Consider the following 18,926-nt stretch of genomic DNA (forward strand, 5'->3'; position numbering starts at 1 on the left):
CCTCGGCGGGCACGCGGTCGCCTGCCGGCCGGGAGAACCCGCGCTCGGCCCGGCCGCAGTCGCCCGCCGCCTGAAGGCGGCGCTCACCGGGACAGCTGCGCGGCAGCTGGACCGCCCGTGCCGAGACTGGCCGGCGGCCCGGTATCGGCGCACAGCCGGTACGAAACGGGGCCGTCGCCGGGCTGTCGCCATGCCCCGGGCGACGCGAGCACCAGAGAGGGCGGCGCGGGTCGCTACTGTCCGTGGTGCGGCTCGAAACGCTTCGTGGCGTCAACCGCCTTCCGCGTCAGGCCGGCGTCAAGGATTCCGCGTATTCGTATGGACCGCATCAAGGCTGCTTGTCTCAGGGACGAAGCCGGGGTTTGCTCTCCATGGCCAGAAGGCCGAATTCCTTTCCTTACGTCAATCAGGAGCTCGCGATGGCCGACCTGGCCTTCGTCGTCGCAATACTCGCGGTGTTCGCACTGGTGGCTCTCGTCGCCCGGGGGGTGACCAAGCTGTGACCGTCGAGGACATCATCGGTCTCACCGTGGCCGTCTTCCTGCTCGGACATCTCATCCTGGCCCTCCTCGCCCCGGAGAGGTTCTGAGGACCGGTATGAGCCCCCAGATCGCTGGCCTGCTCCAGCTCACAGCGGTGATCGCCGCCCTCGGTCTCGCATACCGCCCACTGGGCGATCACATGGCAAAGGTCTACTCCTCCGCGGATCATCACAGACCGGAGAAGTGGATTTACAAGACCATCGGCACCGACCCGGCCACCGAAATGAGGTGGCCCGCATATCTGCGCGGCGTTCTCGCCTTTTCGGCGGTGAGTGTCCTCTTCCTTTACCTGATGCAACGGGTTCAGGGCTCGCTCCCCGGGTCGCTGGGCTTTTCCTCCATCGATGCGGACCAGGCGTTCAACACCGCCGCGTCTTTCGTCGCGAACACCAACTGGCAGTCGTATGCCGGCGAGCAGGCCATGGGCCATGTCGTGCAGACCGGTGGCCTCGCGGTGCAGAACTTCGTCTCGGCGGCCGTGGGTATGGCCGTCGCGGTGGCACTCGTGCGGGGCTTCGCCCGGTCCCGTACGGGAGAGCTCGGTAACTTCTGGTCCGACCTGGTGCGCGGGACCGTCCGCATCCTGCTCCCGATCGCGGTGGTCGGCGCGCTGGTGCTGGTCGCCTGCGGCGCGATACAGAACTTCGCCGGCATCCATGAGGTCGGGCAGTTCGCCGGCGGGACGCAGCAGTGGAACGGCGGGGCTGTCGCCTCGCAGGAGGCCATCAAGGAGTTGGGCACCAACGGCGGAGGCTACTTCAACGCCAACTCCGCCCACCCCTTCGAGAACCCCGACGGGCTGTCCAACCTGTTCGAGATCTTCCTGATCCTGCTGATCCCGGTCTCGCTCACGCGGACCTTCGGCCGGATGGCCGGCTCACTCAAGCAAGGGTACGCGCTCCTCGGCGCGATGGCCGTCATCTGGCTCGGGTTCTCGCTCCTGATGATGTGGACCGAGTTCGCCCACCGCGGCCCGGCGTTCGAGATCGCGGGCGGGGCCATGGAAGGCAAGGAGACCCGTTTCGGGATCGCCGGCTCGTCGCTGTTCGCCGTCGCCACCACCCTCACCTCCACAGGAGCGGTGAACTCGTTCCACTCCTCCTACACCGGTTTCGGCGGCGGTATCACGATGCTCGGCATGCAACTCGGCGAGATCGCTCCCGGTGGTGTCGGCTCCGGTCTCTACGGCATGCTGATCATGGCGATCATCGCGGTGTTCATCGCCGGGCTGATGGTCGGCCGCACCCCGGAGTACCTCGGCAAGAAGATCGGCACCCGCCAGATCACGTTCGCCGCCTGCTACCTCCTCGTCACCCCTTCGCTCGTGCTCGGTTTCACCGCGCTCGCCATGGCCCTGCCCACCCCGGGCACCTCGATGACCCACACCGGCGCCCACGGCTTCTCCGAGATCCTCTACGCCTACACGTCCGGCGCCAACAACAACGGCTCCGCCTTCGCCGGGCTCGACGCCGATACCCCGTGGTTCAACACCACCATCGGGATCGCGATGCTGCTGGGCCGGCTCCTGCCGATGGTGTTCGTCCTGGCTCTGGCCGGCTCGCTCGCCGAGCAGAAGCCGGTGCCCGAGACCTCGGGGACGCTACGCACCGACAAGCCCCTCTACGTCGGCCTGCTCCTCGGCACGATCCTCGTCATCACCGGTCTCACCTACTTCCCGGCCCTGGCGCTGGGACCGCTCGCCGAAGGGCTCGCCTCATGAGCACCCCAGCTCCGGCCCGCACTCCGCTCGGAGACCTGCCCCGGGCCGGTGGCCACGGGCCCGACGACCGTGTCGGCAGCGGACTCCTCGACCCGAAGCAGCTGACCAGGTCGTTCCCGGACGCGCTGCGCAAGCTCGACCCGCGCGTCATGGCCAAGTCGCCCGTGATGTTCGTCGTCCTGGTCGGCTCGGTGCTCACCACGGCGCTCGCGGTCACGGACCCGACCGACTGGTTCGGCTGGGCGATCACCGCCTGGCTCTGGCTGACCACGATCTTCGCCAACCTCGCCGAGGCGGTCGCCGAGCGCCGGGGCAAGGCACAGGCCGGTACCCTGCGCCAGGCCAGGACCGCCACCATCGCCCGCCGGATCATCGGTACGAGCGAGGAACGAGTCGCGGGGACGGACCTGCGCGTCGGAGACCTCGTCGTCTGCGAGGCCGGCGACACCGTCCCCGGCGACGGGGACGTGATCGAGGGGGTCGCGTCCGTCGACGAGTCCGCGATCACCGGTGAGTCGGCTCCGGTCATCCGGGAGTCCGGCGGTGACCGCAGCGCGGTGACGGCCGGTACGAAGGTGCTGTCCGACCGCGTCGTCATCAGGATCACCACCGAGCCGGGCGAGACCTTCATCGACCGGATGATCAGCCTGGTCGAGGGCGCCGCACGGCAGAAGACGCCCAACGAGACCGCTCTGAATATCCTGCTGGCGTCCCTCACCATCGTCTTCCTGCTCGCCGTCGTCAGTCTGAAGCCCTTCGCGATCTACGCGGGGGCCGACGACCAGACCTCGCTGATCGTGCTGGCGGCGCTGCTCGTCTGCCTGGCCCCCACCACCATCGGGGCCCTGCTGTCCGCGATCGGGATCGCCGGCATGGACCGCCTCGTCCAGCGCAACGTCCTGGCCATGTCCGGGCGCGCGGTCGAGGCCGCGGGCGATGTCTCCACGCTGCTCCTCGACAAGACCGGCACCATCACCCTGGGCAACCGGCAGGCGGCCGGATTCCTGGTGGTCAAGGGTGTACGGGAAGCCGAACTCGCCGAGGCCGCGCAGCTCTCCTCCCTCGCCGACGAGACCCCGGAAGGCCGGTCGATCGTCGTGCTGGCCAAGGAGAGGTACGGACTGCGGGGACGGGACCCGGGCGAGCTGACGGGCGCCGCGTGGGTGCAGTTCACCGCGCAGACCCGGATGTCGGGCGTCGACCTGGAGGGGCGGAAGATCCGCAAGGGCGCGAGCGGTTCCGTCGTGACGTGGGTGAGGGAGCGGGGCGGGAGTGTCTGTGAGGAGGCGCGGGCGCTCACGGACCGCATCGCCGAGGCGGGTGGTACACCGCTGCTGGTGGCTGTGGAGGATGGGCGTGGCCCGAGGGTCCTCGGGGTGGTCCATCTCCAGGACGTGGTGAAGGAGGGCACGCGGGAGCGGTTCGAGAAGCTGCGCCGGATGGGAATCAGAACGGTCATGATCACGGGTGACAACCCGCTGACCGCGAAGGCGGTCGCCGACGAGGCGGGGGTCGACGACTTCCTGGCCGAGGCGACGCCCGAGGACAAGATGGCCCTCATCAAGCGGGAACAGGCCGGCGGCAAGCTCGTCGCGATGACCGGCGACGGCACCAACGACGCCCCCGCCCTGGCCCAGGCCGACGTCGGCGTCGCGATGAACACCGGGACCTCTGCCGCCAAGGAGGCCGGCAACATGGTCGACCTCGACTCCGACCCCACCAAACTCATCGAGATCGTCGGGATCGGCAAGCAACTCCTCATCACCCGAGGCGCCCTCACCACCTTCTCCATCGCCAACGACGTGGCGAAGTACTTCGCGATCATCCCCGCCATGTTCGCCGTGGCGTACCCCTCGCTCGACAAGCTCAACATCATGGGGCTCGCCTCGCCCGAGTCCGCGATCCTCTCGGCGGTCGTCTTCAACGCGTTGATCATCGTCGCGCTGGTGCCGCTCGCCCTCAAGGGCGTGCGCTACCGGCCCGCGAGCGCCGACCGGATGCTGCGCCGCAACCTCGGCCTGTACGGGCTCGGCGGCCTGGCTGCCCCGTTCGCCGGCATCAAGATCATCGACGTGCTCCTCTCCCTCATCCCCGGAATCGGTTGACCCGCCATGGCCGACAACACCGTCAGCAGCACCGCGCGCGTGCTCGGGGCAGGTCTGCGAGCCCTGCTCGTCCTCACCCTCGTCTGCGGAGTGATCTACCCGCTCGCCGTCACCGGCGTCGCCCAGGCCCTGTTCAACGACAAGGCCAACGGCTCCGAGATCGAGGACTCCGGCGGGCGGGTCGTGGGCTCCTTCCTCATCGGACAGCGGTACGACCTCCCGCTGAAGGACGGCGAGGAGTCACCCGACCCGGACCTGAGGTGGTTCCAGCCCCGCCCCTCCCACGGCCTCGGCAGCAACAACGTCAACACCCGGTACTCCCTCGTCGTCTCCGGCGCCACCAGCCGCTCCGGTGACAACGAGGAGCTGGTCCAGTGGGTGAAGGACGCCAAGGCAGCCGTGGTCAAGGACAACTCCACCCCCACGTACAGGGTGAAGCCCGCCGACGTACCGGCCGACGCCGTCACCTCGTCCGGCTCCGGACTGGACCCCGACATCTCCCCCGCGTACGCGAAGCTCCAGGCACACCGGGTCGCCGAGAAGAACGGTCTGGCCCTGGCGGAGGTCGAGGGCCTCGTCGCCGAGCACACCACGGGCCGGGTCCTCGGCTTCATGGGGGAGCCCCGGATCAACGTACTCGAACTGAACACCGCGCTCAGGGACCTGACCCACGCCTGACGGAGCGGAGACAAGGAGCCGGGGTACCGGCGGGGCATCAGGAGCCCCTCCGGCGCCCGGTTCGTCCCACAACCACGGAAAGAGTGCACAGCCATGCCCCGGGTAATCGTGGCGGAAGACGACGTGCAGTTGATGCGTGCCCTGCAGATCAACCTCCAGGTACGCGAGTACACCGTCGTGCAAGCCACCGACGGCGAGTCGGCGCTCCGGCTCGCCTCGACCTTCAAACCGGACGTCATCGTCCTCGATCTCGGTCTGCCGGACATGAGCGGCGTCGAAGTGATCAAGGTGATCCGGAGCTGGAGCCGGGTACCGATTTTGGTCCTGTCCGCGCGTCACATGTCCGAGGACAAAGTGCGAGCCCTGGACGCGGGAGCAGATGACTATGTGACCAAGCCCTTCAGCATGGACGAACTGCTGGCCCGGCTGCGGGCGGCCACGCGCCGACGGCAGGATTCCGCCGGGGCGGAGGCACCGGCCGCCGTCACCACGGACGAGTTCACCATCGATCTGGTGGCGAAGAAGGTCCATCGCGAAGGCCGCACCGTCCGGCTCACCCCGACTGAGTGGCATCTGCTCGAGATGCTGGTCGCCCGCCCCGGTCGCCTGGTGTCCCAGCGGCAGCTCCTGCGGGAGGTCTGGGGTCCCGCCTTCGAGGAGAACACGAACTACCTGCGGGTCTACATGGCCCAGCTACGGCGCAAACTCGAAGCGGACCCGGCCCGCCCCCGGTATCTGATCACCGAACCAGGCATGGGCTATCGCTTCGAACCCTGACCCCCTACCCGAGACGGAGGAACGAGAAGACATCATGGGACGCGGAAGGCTCCGCCTCCACCTCGCGGCGGCACCAGGCGTCGGCACGCCATGCACGATGCTCTCCGCAGCACACCGCACGAAGGAGCGCGGCACCGACGTGGTCATCGCCTTCGTGGAGCACCACGACCGGCCGCGCGCACCGAGGCCGTGCTGCACGGACTGGAACTCGTACCGCGCCGGCGGCCGGGGCACCGGGGCAGGGCGTTCACCGAGACGGGCGGCGACGCGGTCTTGGGACGTGCGCCCCCGTGGCACCGGTGGACGTGAACCGAACCGACCCGCATGACGAGTCCGAGGCCCTACAGACTGCCGGCCGGTGCTCGTCCGAGCCGCTGCCGGACCGCTGCCCGGCCTGAGGCGGTATCCCCACGAAACGCCCGACGTGCGGCGGTCCGTCCCCCGCCCTCCGAAGACGTCAGCCCCACCGGCCCACCGGCCCACCGGCCCACCGCAGGGGTCATGGGCCGTCACCACCCGGCGACGACGAGAGAGCCGCAGCAGTGAGCACAATGGGCGCCGTGACGTCGACGATGAACTATCAGCAGGTTCTGGAACAGATTGCCGAGGAGATCGCGCGGACGCCCGGCCGGGGCCGGTCCGCCGACTACATCCCGGCGCTCGCCACCCGTGACCCGCGCGCCTTCGGCATGGCCGTGGCCGAGCTGGACGGCACCGTCCACGGGGTGGGCGAGTGGCGCGAGGCCTTCTCCGCACAGTCCATCACCAAGGTCTTCACCCTGGCCCTGGACCTGGCCCATGAGGGCGACGAGCTGTGGGAGCACGTGGGCCGCGAACCTTCCGGCAACCCGTTCAACTCCCTGGTACAGCTCGAGTACGAGAACGGCATCCCCCGCAACCCGTTCATCAACGCCGGCGCCCTGGTCGTCACCGACCGCCTCCACACGCGCACCGGTGACGCGGCGGGCGGGCTCCTGCGGCTGCTGCGTGCCGAGAGCGGGAACCCGGACCTCGGTTTCGACCTGGCGGTCGCCGGCTCGGAGGCCGCGCGCGGTGACCGCAACGCCGCCCTCGGCCACTTCATGGCCTCCTACGGCAACATCGACAACCCTGTGCCGCTCCTGCTCGACCAGTACTTCCGCCAGTGCTCGGTCACCGCCTCCTGCGCCGACCTCGCGTTGGCGGCCACTCTCCTGGCCCGCCACGGCGTGCGCGCCGACGGCACCCGGCTGCTGACCCGCAGCCAGGCCAAGCAGGTCAACGCGGTCATGCTCACCTGTGGAACCTACGACGCCGCCGGTGAGTTCGCCCACCGCGTCGGCCTGCCCGGCAAGAGCGGGGTGGGCGGCGGCATCATCGCCGTCGTACCCGGCCGCTGCGCACTGTGCGTGTGGAGCCCCGGTCTGGACGAACGGGGCAACTCCGTGGCGGGGGTGGCCGCGCTGGACCTCTTCACCACGCTCACGGGACTCTCGGTGTTCTGACCCCGCCCGGGCTGGAGGGGTTGCGACGCTTCGGGCTTGTCGATGGTCACGTATGAGCGTGGCGGGCCCTCTGAGGCGGTGCCGCAGAACGCGGACGCCAGGGCCGATGTCGAGGCGGCACGCCAGAAGCGCGTCTGCTGGGGAACCGCCTCCCCACGCCCCGCCGGCTTGCGCCACGCGGAGCCGCCGTCCCGCTCGTCCGGCCGCCTGCCCTGACCGCACAGCGGCTCACGGGGACCCGGGCGGAACCGGAGCCGGTCCTCCCTGGAGCGATCCGCCCAGCGCGACGCCGGGCAGTGGCGGCGTGGTCGCCGCCTACGGCTTGGGGCGCTCTGCCACGACTTGCGCCGCGGCAGAGCGGACGCGCAGATCATCGGCTCCGGGGAGAGGCCCGGCCCACCTCGAAGATCAGCGCGTCGGGAGTGCTCAGCGCCCGGACTTGAGCGCGGACCAGGTGCTCGGGCCGACCACGCCGTCCGCGGCCAGGCCGCGCGACTTCTGGTAAGCGACCACCGCGGCCTTGGACGCGGAGCCCAGCTTGCCGTCGACGGCGAGGGACCTTCCCAGGGTCGCGTTGAGGCCGCGCTGAAGGTACTTGACCTCCGTACCGCTGGAACCCTCGCGCAGTTTTGTGCCCTTGGCCGGGGCGGTCACCAGCGCTCCCCAGGTCTTCGGGCCCACCACCCCGTCGGCCGCCGTACCGATCTTCTTCTGGAACGCCTTCACCGCCTGGAGCGTCTTCGCGCCGAACACCCCGTCCTTCTCGACGCTGTGCCCGGCGGCGGCCAGGTGTGTCTGCAGGTTCTTGACGGCATCGCCCCGGTCGCCCTCACGCAGCTTCGGGTAGGCGTCCACCGCTCCGCCCCCGCCCGGCAGACCGGGGAACGCGTAGGCGATGGTCCTGCCCTGCGACACGGTCGAGCCGCAGCGGAAGTCGTCCAGCAGCGACGCGTCGCGGATCACCACGTCGTTCCGCTCGACCTGGAAGTGGAGGTGCGGCCCCGTGGAGTGCCCCGTGCTGCCGATCGTGCCGATCACCTGGCCCTTCTTGACCTTCTGCCCGGTGGAGACGGCCCGCGAGTTCAGGTGCAGGTACCTGGTCTCCCAGCCGCCCGCGTGGTCGATCACCACCCGGTTGCCCGGGCTCGCCGCGTGGTCGGACTGCCGGACGGTCCCGTCCGCGGCCGCCTTCACGGAAGCCCCGGTCGGGCCCGCGATGTCGAAGCCGTCGTGCGGGTTGCCGGAACGGCAGTAGCCGTTGGGCGATCCCGTGATGGTGCCGCCGGCCGGGACGATCATGGCGCCCTGCTCGGCCGCCGCTGTTCCACCGGTCAGTGCCACACTCCCCGTGGCCAGGACCGTCACGGTGACGAGCCCGGAAACGGCTCGCGCCGCAACGCGTCTCGTCGACCGGAAGTTCCCTCGTTCTGGCTGACGCATCATCATCTACCCTTTTGGTCGTGGGGGGTTCGCGTGGTCAGTACGTGGCGAGAGCCTAGCTTTCGGCCGCGCCGACAGGGATCCGCTGTTCGACCGACCCACCGGCGACCGCGCCCCTGACCGCAGAGGTCGCCAGTCGCCCACCGGTACGGTGCCGCGATGACAGATCACCCACATCCGAGAGAGGCGTCCGAACAGGTCGCCTTGGCCTGGGAGCGCATCGGGAGATGGCTGCGGGCGCACGCTCCGGCGTCCGCGGCCCTGCTGCGTCCCCCGGCCGGCGAGGCCGCGATCGCCTCCGTGGAAGAGTCGATCGGGTGGCCCCTCCCACCTGCGCTGCGCGCCTGGTACCAGCTGAGTGACGGCATCAACGATCCCGACGGGGCCGCCAGTCGGTGGCCGACGGCCTTTCTGCCGGGGCGACAGGCGTGGTACCGGCTGGACCAGTTGCAGGACGCCTACGTGATGCAGACCCGTGACTGGGAGCGAGAGCCGGGACGTGTACCGGTCTCGTGCGTGACAGGGGACATCTGGCACGGTCTCTACGTCGACGCACGTCCGAAGGAACCGTCGTACGGGGCGATGGGCCGGTGGACGATCGAACTGGAACCCGAGCTCCTCGCGCCAGGCTCCGCCGCCGGATGGCCCTTGGAGACGTGGTTGGGCGCGGTGGCCGACGCCCTGGAGCAAGGCCGCTGCCTGGTCGAGCCCGGTGGCCGACGCGTCGAGGACATGTGGCCGGCGCTGACCGTGTGCGAGGGGCTGACCTGGGTGGACCCACACGACCCACGCGGGATCCCCGAGGGGCGAGCCCTTCTCGACGGCCCACGCTGAGACGGCGGGGCCGGCCGGCCACCGACCGCCGGCACCCTGTTCCGCAGGCTTCACCGCTCAGGGACGCACGACGGCCGGCTCCTGTACGGCGGGACGCCCGTCGCGGCCAGGGCCCCCTGGCCGCGCGGTCGGGGACCGTGCGGTGCTGTCGCGTCCCGAGCCGTCGTGGTCGCCTGTCTCCGCGGAAGAGCCGCTCGGGCGGACGGCCACATCACAGTCCGGCCACCTCTTCGGCGATCGGACCGGCAAGCACGCGGCACCGCTCAAGAATGAGCATCTGTGAGCCGGGGGCAGGCGTCTACGATACGCGTGATATCCGGGTGGACACCGGCGAACTGGTGAGCTGTGAGCCGTGCGCCGACCTGGTGCGCGGGGGCGATGGGGGACACCGTGAGATACCCAGTGTGCGACCGTTCGGGCGGTGCCGTCCGCCCTCGTGCGGGCGTTCGGCGCCGTTGCTCCGGCGGAGGCGGCCCCGGCTCGCGCGGCACCGCCCCGACGCGGCCCGGGCCGCTCGCCCTGTCGCGGATCTCCTGGAGCGCGGTGCTGTGAACGGCAGAAGCACAGCCTCGGCCCGCCCCGTCGTCACGGTCCTCGGCTCCTCCGGGTTCGTCGGCTCCGCCGTGCTGGCCGCCCTGGCCACGCGCCCCGTCCGGCTGCGGGCTGTGGCTCGCGGGCCGAGCGCCGTGCCGCACGGGGCCGCCACCGTCGACGTGCGGCAGGCCGATCTCTCGTCCGGGGCGCTTCCCGAGGCGGTGGCGGGCTCCGACGTGGTCGTCTGCCTCGTCACCCACAGCGGCGGATGGCGGGCGGCCGAGAGCGACCCGGAGAGCGCGCGAGTCAACGTCGGGATCATGCGGGACCTTCTCGCGGCGCTCGGTGCGGAACGTCCCGCAGGCCCGCCTCCTCTGGTCGTGTACGCCGGTGCCGCCTCCCAGGTGGGTCTGCCGCCCAGGAGCGTGCTCGACGGCAGCGAGCAGGACCGGCCCGCGACGGAGTACGACCGGCAGAAGCTCGCGGCGGAGGAACTGCTCATGGCGGCCGACGCCGAGGGCACGGTGCGCGGGGTGAGCCTGCGCCTGCCGACGGTCTTCGGAGAGGCGTGTGCGCCCGGGGCGAGGGACCGTGGCGTGGTCTCCGCGATGATCCGGCGCGCGCTCCGCCATGAACCGCTGACCATGTGGCACGACGGCACCGTGAAGCGGGACCTGGTGCACGTGGCGGACGTGGCGGACGCGTTCGCGGCCGCGATCGACCGGCCTTCCCCGCTCACGGGCCGGCACTGGCTCCTGGGTGCGGGACGGGGCGACGCGCTCGGGGACGTGTTCCACGAGGTGGCACGGATCGTCGCCGCGCGTACCGGCCGGCGCCCGGTGCCCGTGGTGTCCGTCGACGCTCCCGCGGACGCCCCCGCCACCGACTTCGCGGACGTCACCATCGACTCGTCGCCGTTCCGGGCGGCCACCGGCTGGTCGCCCCGTCTTCCGCTGCGCGAGGGGCTGGACCGCACGGTCGCCGCTCTGTCACAAGAATCCTGAGTGTTCCTGCCTCCACCATCGCTCGTGAAGGGACGGTCCACGGATGACAACCCGGGTGTGGGACTACCTGCCGGAGTACGAGAGTGAACGCGAGGACGTCCTCGACGCCGTCGACACGGTCTTCCGCTCCGGGCGGCTGGTGTTCGGCGAGAGCATGCGGGGTTTCGAGAGGGAGTTCGCGGCCCGGCACGGCGTAGCGCACTGTGTCGGCGTCGACAACGGGACCAACGCCCTCAAGCTGGCGCTCCAGGCACTGGGCGTGGGCCCCGGCGACGAGGTCATCACCGTGTCCAACACGGCCGCTCCCACGGTGGTGGCCATCGACGCCGTCGGCGCGACCCCGGTCTTCGTCGACGTGCGCGCCGACGACCACCTCATGGACACCGGCCAGGTGGACGCCGCCGTCACCGACCGCACCCGCTGCCTGCTGCCGGTGCATCTGTACGGGCAGTGCGTCGACATGGCCCCGCTGGAGCGGGCCGCAGAACGGCACGGGCTGGCTCTGCTGGAGGACTGCGCGCAGGCGCACGGCGCCCGGCACCACGGCCGGCAGGCCGGCGCCATCGGGGACGCGGCGGCCTACTCCTTCTACCCGACCAAGGTCCTGGGCGCCTACGGGGACGCCGGAGCCGTGCTGACCCCGGACGACCACGTGGCCCGGCGGCTCGCGCGGCTGCGGTACTACGGGATGGAGGAGCGCTACTACGTCGTCGAGACTCCCGGGCACAACGCGCGGCTCGACGAGGTCCAGGCGGAGATCCTGCGCCGCAAGCTCCGTCGTCTCGACTCCTACGTCGAGGCCCGCAGGGCCGTGGCCCGCCGCTACGCCGAGGGGCTGGCGGACACCGGTCTCGTCCTGCCGCGGACGGCTGCCGGGAACGACCACGTGTACTACCTGTACGTCGTACGCCATCCTCAGCGCGATCAGATCATGAGAGCACTCAGCGCCCGCGGCATCGAACTCAACATCAGCTATCCGTGGCCGGTGCACACCATGTCGGGGTTCTCCCGCCTCGGACAGCCCCGTGGCTCCCTCCCGGTCACCGAGAAGCTGGCGGACGAGATCTTCTCGCTGCCGATGTACCCCTCGCTCCCCCGTGAGCGGCAGGACGAGGTGATCGAGGCACTGCGCGTCGTTCTCTCCCGTCTCTAGGAATTCCGCGGTCACGGACCCCGTCCCACCGGAGTTGGTATGAGATCACGAAGGCTCGCCGTCGACGGCGCGATCGAGTTCACCCCCCGTGTGTTCCCCGACGAACGCGGTCTTTTCGTCTCCCCCTTCCAGGAGGCGGCCTTCCTGGAGGCCACCGGGAGCCCGCTGTTTCCGGTGGCGCAGACCAACCACAGCCGGTCCCGGCGGGGCGTGGTGAGGGGCGTGCACTTCACCACGACACCGCCCGGCACGGCCAAGTACGTGTACTGCGCCCGGGGCCGGGCACTCGACATCGTGGTCGACATCAGGGTCGGTTCACCGACGTTCGGGCGGTGGGACGCCGTCCTGCTGGACCAGCGGGACTTCCGCTCCGTCTACCTTCCGGTGGGCGTGGGGCACGCGTTCGTGGCGCTGGAGGAGGACACCGTCGTGTCCTACCTGCTCTCCAGGGCCTACGTACCCGAGCACGAACTGGCCCTCTCCGCTCTGGATCCGGCGTTGGGGCTTCCCATTCCGGACGACACGCCACCACTCCTCTCCGACCGGGACCAGGCCGCCCCCCACCCTCGCCGAAGCCGGCGAGCGAGGTCTGCTCCCGGACTACGCGGCGTGCCGCTCCCTCGAACACACCACAGCGTCCGCCGCCTCCGAGGCCCGTCACCGTCCGTGACGCGCGCACCGTGGGACCGGGCTCCGCAAGACCCGGCGGGAAGAATTCCGCCGACTCGGTAGTCACTGACCGTGACCGAATTTCAGGAAAGGGGGAGGGTGTGGGCTCCAGGCACGGGAAGGGAGGCCGGCACTCAGGTGAACGGGCCATTCTCGGACGCCCGGGCGCGCGTGCCCTTACATTCGCATGGTCCAATCGCTACACCTTACGGAAGTCCGGAAGTTCACCGAGCTGATCGCCGCCAGGATCCAGGGGGACGGACAGCGGCCGCAAGGCGCTGTCGTGCTGCGGGGGGAGCACATATACAACTGCGCGGACACCGACCGGAACGTCTACTTCGTCAAGTCGGGGCAGGTCAAAACCATCATGGTGACGGCGAGCGGAAAGCGATGTCTGCTCGACCTCTACCTGCCGGGAAACGTCTTCGGAGAGCTCTGCCTCACCAATCCCCGCCGCACCGACACGGCCGTGGCCATGGCGGACACCGAACTCGTCCGGGTCTCCCACCAGCGGCTGCTGGCCATCCTGGACCGTGAGGGGCTGCTGGAGCTCTTCACCGCGTACCTGACCGACCGTCTGGCCGAGCAGCAGAGGATCATCGCCGACCTGGTGACCCTGGAGAGCGAGATGCGCCTGGCGGCCAGGCTGCTCCAGCTCTCGAAGCGCTTCGGCCAGCGGTGCGACCGGGGGATGCTGATATCCGTCCGGCTGACGCAGGAGGAGCTCGCCGAGATGGTCGGCACGACACGGTCCCGCGTGGGTTTCTTCCTCAAGACGTTCCGGGAGGCCGGGCTCCTGGTCTCCAGCCGGGGGCCGATCATCATCAACCAGCCGAATCTGGCCAGCTACGTCGGGGAGCGTCTGCCGCTGGGCCGCGGGCTCCTCTGAAAGGAGCGGGGAAGGCGTCCGGCCGGACGCCTTCCCCGCTCCGTCCGGTCACACGCTCGTGGCCGGTCTTCCCGTGTCCGCGTGCAGGAGCACGCCGTCCACGACCTCGGCGGTCAGGCCGCCCATCCGGTCCACGACCGTCCGGTCGTGTGTGACGACCACCAGCGCGGTCCCGGACTCACGGCACACCTCGTCCAGCAGATCGAGGACCACGACGGCCGTGGCGGGGTCCAGGGCGCTGGTCACCTCGTCGCACAGCAGCACGTCGGGCCGGGCCGCCAGCGCCCGCGCCAGTGCCACCCGCTGGCGCTCACCCCCCGAGAGCGCCGCAGGGCGGCGCGCCGCGTGCTCGGGGGTGAGCCCCACGCGGGCCAGCAGCTCGCGCGTCTCCTGCTCGACCGCCTCGTCGGGGACGAGGCCGAACTGTCGCAGCGGGCGGCCGACGATCCGGCGGACGCTGTGCCGCGGATTGAGCGAGTCGTACGGGTTCTGCGGCACCAACTGCAACCGTCCGAGCTGGGCCGTGTCACGGCGGGCGAGCGCCGGCGCCAGCGGTTCGCCCGCGAGCAGCACCCGGCCGCCGACGGGCTCCACCAGGCCGGTGATCGCGCGCAGCAGCGTGCTCTTGCCGCTGCCGGAGGGGCCGATGACGCAGAGCCGGCCGCCCGGAGGCAGCGTGAGCGAGGCGTTCGACAGCACCCGCCCGGACGTCCCTCGCTCCACCGTCAGGTTCTCGACCCGCAGCAGATCGCCTTGACCGGTGGCCTGCTCCCGCGGCCGGGCCGGGAGAGGCGGTGCGGCGGCCTCCTGCGGAGCGACCAGTGTCTCGCGCAGCAGCTCCGGAGCGCTGGAGTCCACGATCCGGCCCTCGCTCATCGCCACCACCGTGTCGGCCACCTCGGCGACCGCGTGGAGGTCGTGGGAGATCAGCAGCACCGCGGTGGCGGAGTCGCGGCACAGCGCCACGACCTCGGCGAGCAGCCGTGCGGTGTTCTCCGGGTCGAGCGCGCTGGTCGGCTCGTCCAGCACCAGCAGTCGGGGATCGCGTGCCAGAGCCGCGGCGATGGCCAGCCGTTGCCGCTGTCCCCCGGAGAGCTGGTGCGGGCGGCGGGCCAGGAACGCCTCGTCGGACGGCAGGGAGAGTCTGCGCAGCACGGCCCGGGCCTTCTCCCGCCGTGCCCGGGCGGGGACCGCCAGGAGGCGCAACTGCTCGTCCAGCAGCGTTCCGACCCGCAGGTGCATGGGCAGGGAGGTACGCGGGTCCTGCGCGACGTACGCGACCGAACGCGCACGCAGTTCCCGCAGTGCCCTGCCGGTGAGCCGGCCGACGTCCGCGCCGAGCAGCCTGACGGTGCCCCGCTCCTGCTCCAGCCCGGGGGCGGTGTGCCCGAGCAGCGCCAGCGCCGTGCTGGTCTTGCCGCTGCCGGAGTCCCCGATGAGCGCCACGACCGTTCCGCGCGGCACCGAGAGGTCCACGTCGCGGACCACGGGCCGGCCGGTCTCCGCGACGCTCAGGCGCAACCCTCGCGCCGAGGCGGCCGAGCCGTCGTCCGGGGCTCCGGCCGGCTCGCGGGCAGGCCGCGCCTCGGCCGTCCGCGCCCTGTGCCGCGGTCGCCCGGTGCGCACCAGCCGGCGCGCGGCGGAGACGGGGCCGAGACCGTCGACCATCAGCCCGGCGGTCAGGAGCATCGCCAGCAGCATGGCGCTCGGGGCGAGCACCGCCAGCGGCTGCAGCGCGAGGCCGCCGCGGTTCTCCAGGATCATCAGTCCCCAGTCGGGGGTGGGCGGCTGGGCCCCGAGCCCCAGGAAGCCGGCGGTGGCCACGGCGTACGCCGCTCCGACGAACCGCACACCGGCGTCGGCGCCCAGGGTGACGGCCAGGTTGGGGAACACCTCGCGGAACAGCACCGAACGGGTCGTCTCGCCGCGTGCGACGGCCACCTCCACGTAGTCGTGGGCGAGGGCCTGCACCGTGGCGGCCCGGACGATCCGGGCGATGTCCGGCAGCATCACCGCGACCACCGAGACCGCGACACCGGAGACACCCGGTCCGGTGCCCGTGGTGATGACGGCGATGAGTACCAGGGGCGGCAGGCCCAGGAGCACGTCGGCCAGCCGCATCACCAGGGTGTCCACCCAGCCGCCCCGGTAGGCGGCGAGCATGCCCGCCGCGGTGCCCAGCACGTACGCGATCAGCAGCACGGCGAGGGTGACCAGGATCAGCACCCGGCCGCCCGCCAGAACCCTGCTCAGCACGTCGGCGCCCAGATGGTCGGTGCCCAGCGGGTGGTCACCGCTCGTCGGCGCGAACGGCATGTCGGCGCCGGTGAGCGGATCGTACGGGGCGAGCCAGGGGCCGCACAGGGCCAGCAGCACCAGGATGCCGAACAGCACGGCGGCGACGGGCCGGCGGCGGGCCGGCCGCTGGGGCGGTGTTGCGGCGGACGCGGCGGCCCCGGCGGCGGAAGAAGGAGGGGTCACGGTCATCTCGGCAGCCTCCGCAAGGGGTCGAGGAGCACGCCGAGCAGGTCACCCGCCAGGTTCACCAGTACCGTCAGCGCGGCCACGAGCAGGCCGATCGCCTGGACCGTGGGCACGTCCCGCCCCACGGACGCCTGGACGAGCACCGAGGCCAGTCCCGGAAAGCCGAAGAGGGTCTCGGCGACGAGGGCGCTGCCCACCAGCAGCGCCGTGTAGCGGGCCAGGAGCGGGATGACGGGCGGGAGGGCGGCGGGCAGGATGTACCGCAGGACGATCCTGCGCTCGGGCACGCCGTTGAGGCGGGCCGTCACCACGGCGTCGCTCGTCGTGCTCTCCGCCACCCCGATCCGTACGAGCCGGGTGTTGTGCGCGATGCAGCCGACCAGCAGCGTGGCCACCGGGAGGACGAGAATCTGCGGATTGCTCAGCACTCCTTCTCCGGGCCCGATCAGCGAGACGGCCGGCAGCCAGCCCAGATGGACGGCGAAGACCAGGACGAGGACGGCTCCCGTGACGAATTCGGGGACCGAGACCAGCGTGAGCGTGGCCAGGGAGATGCTCCGGTCGGCCGCGCGGTTCGCCCGCAGCCCCGCCCAGACACCGAGCCCGACCGCCAGCGGCACGAGGAGTGCCATGGTGATCCCCGCCAGCACCAGGGAGTTGACGGCCCGCGAGGAGACGAGTTCCATCACGGAACCGCCGGACACGTAGGACGTGCCCAGGTCTCCCCCGACGGCGTGCAGCAGCCAGTCCGCGTACTGCACCACCGCCGGCCGGTTCAGGCCCAGCTCCTCGCGGCGCGCGGCGACCGCCTCCTCGGTGGCCTCCGGGCCCAGGGAGGCGGACGCCGCGTCTCCGGTCGCGAGTCCGGTGGCCGCGAAGACGACCACGGACACGGCGCCCAGCACGACGGCGCCCAGGGCCAGCCTGCGGCCCAGGAAGCGCCACAGGGTGCCTCGTCCGCCGGAGAGGTGCGCCGGAGCCCTCATGCCAGGTACGCGTCTCGGAAGCTGGGGAAGGTCGGGTAGCCGAGTGACTTCACGTCGTGCACCTTGGGGGTCGCGGCGGCCAGTACAGGCGCCTTGGCCCAGACCATGTCGCCACCCTCTTCGTAGAGGTGGTGCTGGATGTCGCTCAGGGACTTCTTGCGCTGCTCCTCCGTGACGGCCGAGCGCACCGCGTTCACCAGCGAGTCGGTCCGGTCACCGGCGAGGCCCGTGAACGGCAGCAGGGCGTCGCTGCCGTAGAAGAACAGCACGTCCAGCGGGAGCGGCCGGGGCTTGCGGTTCGCCGACTGGAAGTGCGCGCCGATGAAGACCTTCGGGTCCGCGAAGAAGTCGCCCGGCGGCACCTTGTCGAGCTTGATCCTCACGCCGGCCTGCTTGGCCTGTTCGGCGAGGATGACGGCGCCCTCGGTGAGGCCGTACTCGTAGTCGCTGGTGCGGATGGTCAGGGTCAGGTGCTCCGCGCCCGCCTGCTTGAGCAGCTTCCTCGCCCGCTCGGGGTCGTACTCCCGCTGGGGCAGGTCGTCCGCGTAGTGCGGCAGGTGCTTGCCGAACAGGTCGTTGCCGAGTTCGCCGAAGCCGAGAGTGACCCTCTTGATCATCTCCTCACGGTCCACGACGTACTTGAGGGCCTCCCCCACGCGCGGGTCGTCGAAGGGCTTCTGGTTGCGCTTCAGCATGGCGCCGAAGTTGGGCCACTCCCACTTCGGCGGCGTGAACAGCTGGATCTGGTCGTTCTTCCGCTCCGCCCGGCCGGCCACCAGGGAGATGCTCGCCGCGTAGTCGACCTGGCCGGCCTTCAGCGCGTTGAGGCGGGCTTCACCGTCGGCGATGGACAGCAGCTCCAGCTCGTCCAGGTAGGGCCCCTTGTCGCTCCAGTAGTCAGGGTTCCGCTTGAGCAGCGCGCCCTGGCCGACACGGTGGTTCTCGATCACGAACGGCCCGCTGCCCGGCGCCTTCTCGAAGTTCTTGGTGCCTTCGGGGAAGACGAAGACGCCCTGGGTGAGCACCTGGTCCAGGAACCCGTGCGCGCGCTTCATGGGGATCACCGCGGTACGCCGGTCCTTGCGCCGGACATTGGCGATGTCGACATCGGCCAGCAGCGGGGCCGTGTTGGCCTCCTGCTTCATCTGCGTGCTCAGGGTGTACAGCACGTCGTCGATGCCGAGCTTGCGGCCGTCGCTGAAGCGCACCCCGTCGCGCACCCGCAGCGTCCACTCGGTGCCGTCGGCGTTGGGCTCGATGACCTCGGCGAGCTGCATCTCCACACTGCCGTCGGCGCCGACCACACACAGTTCGTCGTAGACCACGCGCGCCCGCACGTAGTCGATCGGGGTGTTGGCCGCCTGGATGATGTTGGCCGTCTCGTTGCTTCCGCCGATGAAGGCGGCGCGCAGCCTGCCCCCTCGCTTGGGGTCCGATCCGGTCTTCTTGCCGTCCTCCGCCGTCGACCTGTCGCCGTCCGCGCCGCAGCCGGCCAGCGCTCCCGCCACAGCCGTACCGGCGGTCACCCCCGCCGCGGTCCGCAGGAGCGTTCTCCTGGCCACCGCGCGCTCTGACTCGGTCATGGTTCCTCCCTCACATGTGCCATGCCTGGCGCGGGGAACCTACG

At 70.9% G+C, this 18,926-nt stretch carries 15 protein-coding genes and 2 pseudogenes; 13 read left to right on the forward strand and 4 right to left on the reverse strand.

Annotated elements, in window-relative coordinates; translation table 11 throughout:
• The first annotated feature begins 242 nt into the window (after positions 1–242).
• The 8 genes and pseudogenes from Sdia_RS18555 (at position 243) to Sdia_RS18590 (ending at position 7,306) form a co-directional block, all read left to right on the forward strand.
• Positions 243–503, forward strand: coding sequence for a hypothetical protein (locus Sdia_RS18555; protein WP_124287752.1), 261 nt, complete (start codon positions 243–245; stop codon positions 501–503).
• Positions 500–589 (forward strand): K(+)-transporting ATPase subunit F, encoded by a 90-nt coding sequence (gene kdpF, locus Sdia_RS18560; RefSeq protein ID WP_100454211.1) that lies wholly within the window; start codon positions 500–502, stop codon positions 587–589. The genes Sdia_RS18555 and kdpF overlap by 4 nt, the downstream gene beginning before the upstream one ends.
• A gap of 8 nt (positions 590–597) precedes the next feature.
• Positions 598–2,262 (forward strand): potassium-transporting ATPase subunit KdpA, encoded by a 1,665-nt coding sequence (gene kdpA / locus Sdia_RS18565; RefSeq protein WP_189500246.1) that lies wholly within the window; start codon positions 598–600, stop codon positions 2,260–2,262.
• A complete protein-coding gene (gene kdpB / locus Sdia_RS18570; RefSeq protein WP_189500245.1) occupies positions 2,259–4,367 on the forward strand; it encodes a potassium-transporting ATPase subunit KdpB in 2,109 nt (702 codons plus the stop codon). Before kdpA ends, kdpB begins: the two co-directional genes overlap by 4 nt.
• A 6-nt stretch (positions 4,368–4,373) precedes the next feature.
• Complete coding sequence (locus Sdia_RS18575; protein ID WP_189500244.1) at positions 4,374–5,045, forward strand: potassium-transporting ATPase subunit C; 672 nt, start codon at positions 4,374–4,376, stop codon at positions 5,043–5,045.
• Positions 5,046–5,138: 93 nt separating this feature from the next.
• Complete coding sequence (locus Sdia_RS18580; RefSeq protein WP_189500243.1) at positions 5,139–5,822, forward strand: response regulator; 684 nt, start codon at positions 5,139–5,141, stop codon at positions 5,820–5,822.
• A 34-nt stretch (positions 5,823–5,856) separates the two neighbouring features.
• Positions 5,857–6,110: pseudogene (locus Sdia_RS18585) on the forward strand (sensor histidine kinase KdpD); the annotation flags it as partial.
• Between the two features lie 263 nt (positions 6,111–6,373).
• Positions 6,374–7,306: a glutaminase gene (locus Sdia_RS18590; protein ID WP_100454200.1), complete on the forward strand. Its 933-nt coding sequence runs from the start codon at positions 6,374–6,376 to the stop codon at positions 7,304–7,306.
• A 426-nt stretch (positions 7,307–7,732) separates the two neighbouring features.
• Here Sdia_RS18590 and Sdia_RS18595 read toward each other — a convergent pair whose 3' ends face one another.
• On the reverse strand, positions 7,733–8,647 hold the full coding sequence (locus Sdia_RS18595; protein WP_276529955.1) for a peptidoglycan DD-metalloendopeptidase family protein: 915 nt from the start codon (positions 8,645–8,647) through the stop codon (positions 7,733–7,735).
• A gap of 258 nt (positions 8,648–8,905) precedes the next feature.
• Here Sdia_RS18595 and Sdia_RS18600 point away from each other — a divergent pair, with 258 nt between their 5' ends.
• From Sdia_RS18600 to Sdia_RS18620, 5 genes and pseudogenes are all read left to right on the forward strand, one after another.
• Entirely contained in the window at positions 8,906–9,580 is a 675-nt protein-coding gene (locus Sdia_RS18600; RefSeq protein ID WP_100454194.1) for an SMI1/KNR4 family protein, read from the forward strand.
• Positions 9,581–10,128: 548 nt separating this feature from the next.
• Positions 10,129–11,118, forward strand: a complete 990-nt coding sequence (locus Sdia_RS18605) for an NAD-dependent epimerase/dehydratase family protein (protein ID WP_229831327.1) — start codon at positions 10,129–10,131, stop codon at positions 11,116–11,118.
• Between the two features lie 43 nt (positions 11,119–11,161).
• Complete coding sequence (locus Sdia_RS18610) at positions 11,162–12,271, forward strand: DegT/DnrJ/EryC1/StrS family aminotransferase (RefSeq protein WP_100454190.1); 1,110 nt, start codon at positions 11,162–11,164, stop codon at positions 12,269–12,271.
• Between the two features lie 39 nt (positions 12,272–12,310).
• Positions 12,311–12,941, forward strand: a pseudogene (locus Sdia_RS18615) (dTDP-4-dehydrorhamnose 3,5-epimerase family protein).
• A 186-nt stretch (positions 12,942–13,127) separates the two neighbouring features.
• On the forward strand, positions 13,128–13,829 hold the full coding sequence (locus tag Sdia_RS18620) for a Crp/Fnr family transcriptional regulator (protein WP_100454185.1): 702 nt from the start codon (positions 13,128–13,130) through the stop codon (positions 13,827–13,829).
• 48 nt (positions 13,830–13,877) lie between these two features.
• Here Sdia_RS18620 and Sdia_RS18625 read toward each other — a convergent pair whose 3' ends face one another.
• The 3 genes from Sdia_RS18625 to Sdia_RS18635 are packed head-to-tail and all read right to left on the reverse strand — an operon-like array spanning position 13,878 to position 18,882.
• Entirely contained in the window at positions 13,878–16,316 is a 2,439-nt protein-coding gene (locus Sdia_RS18625; RefSeq protein ID WP_189500240.1) for an ABC transporter ATP-binding protein/permease, read from the reverse strand.
• Positions 16,313–17,299, reverse strand: a complete 987-nt coding sequence (locus Sdia_RS18630) for an ABC transporter permease (RefSeq protein ID WP_100454181.1) — start codon at positions 17,297–17,299, stop codon at positions 16,313–16,315. The genes Sdia_RS18625 and Sdia_RS18630 overlap by 4 nt, the downstream gene beginning before the upstream one ends.
• Positions 17,296–18,882 carry an ABC transporter substrate-binding protein gene (locus Sdia_RS18635; protein ID WP_124287759.1) on the reverse strand — a complete coding sequence of 529 codons (1,587 nt, stop codon included), beginning with the start codon at positions 18,880–18,882 and terminating at the stop codon, positions 17,296–17,298. Before Sdia_RS18635 ends, Sdia_RS18630 begins: the two co-directional genes overlap by 4 nt.
• Positions 18,883–18,926 lie beyond the last annotated feature (44 nt).

This window comes from Streptomyces diastaticus subsp. diastaticus (assembly GCF_011170125.1).
GTDB classification, from domain to species: Bacteria; Actinomycetota; Actinomycetes; order Streptomycetales; family Streptomycetaceae; genus Streptomyces; species Streptomyces diastaticus.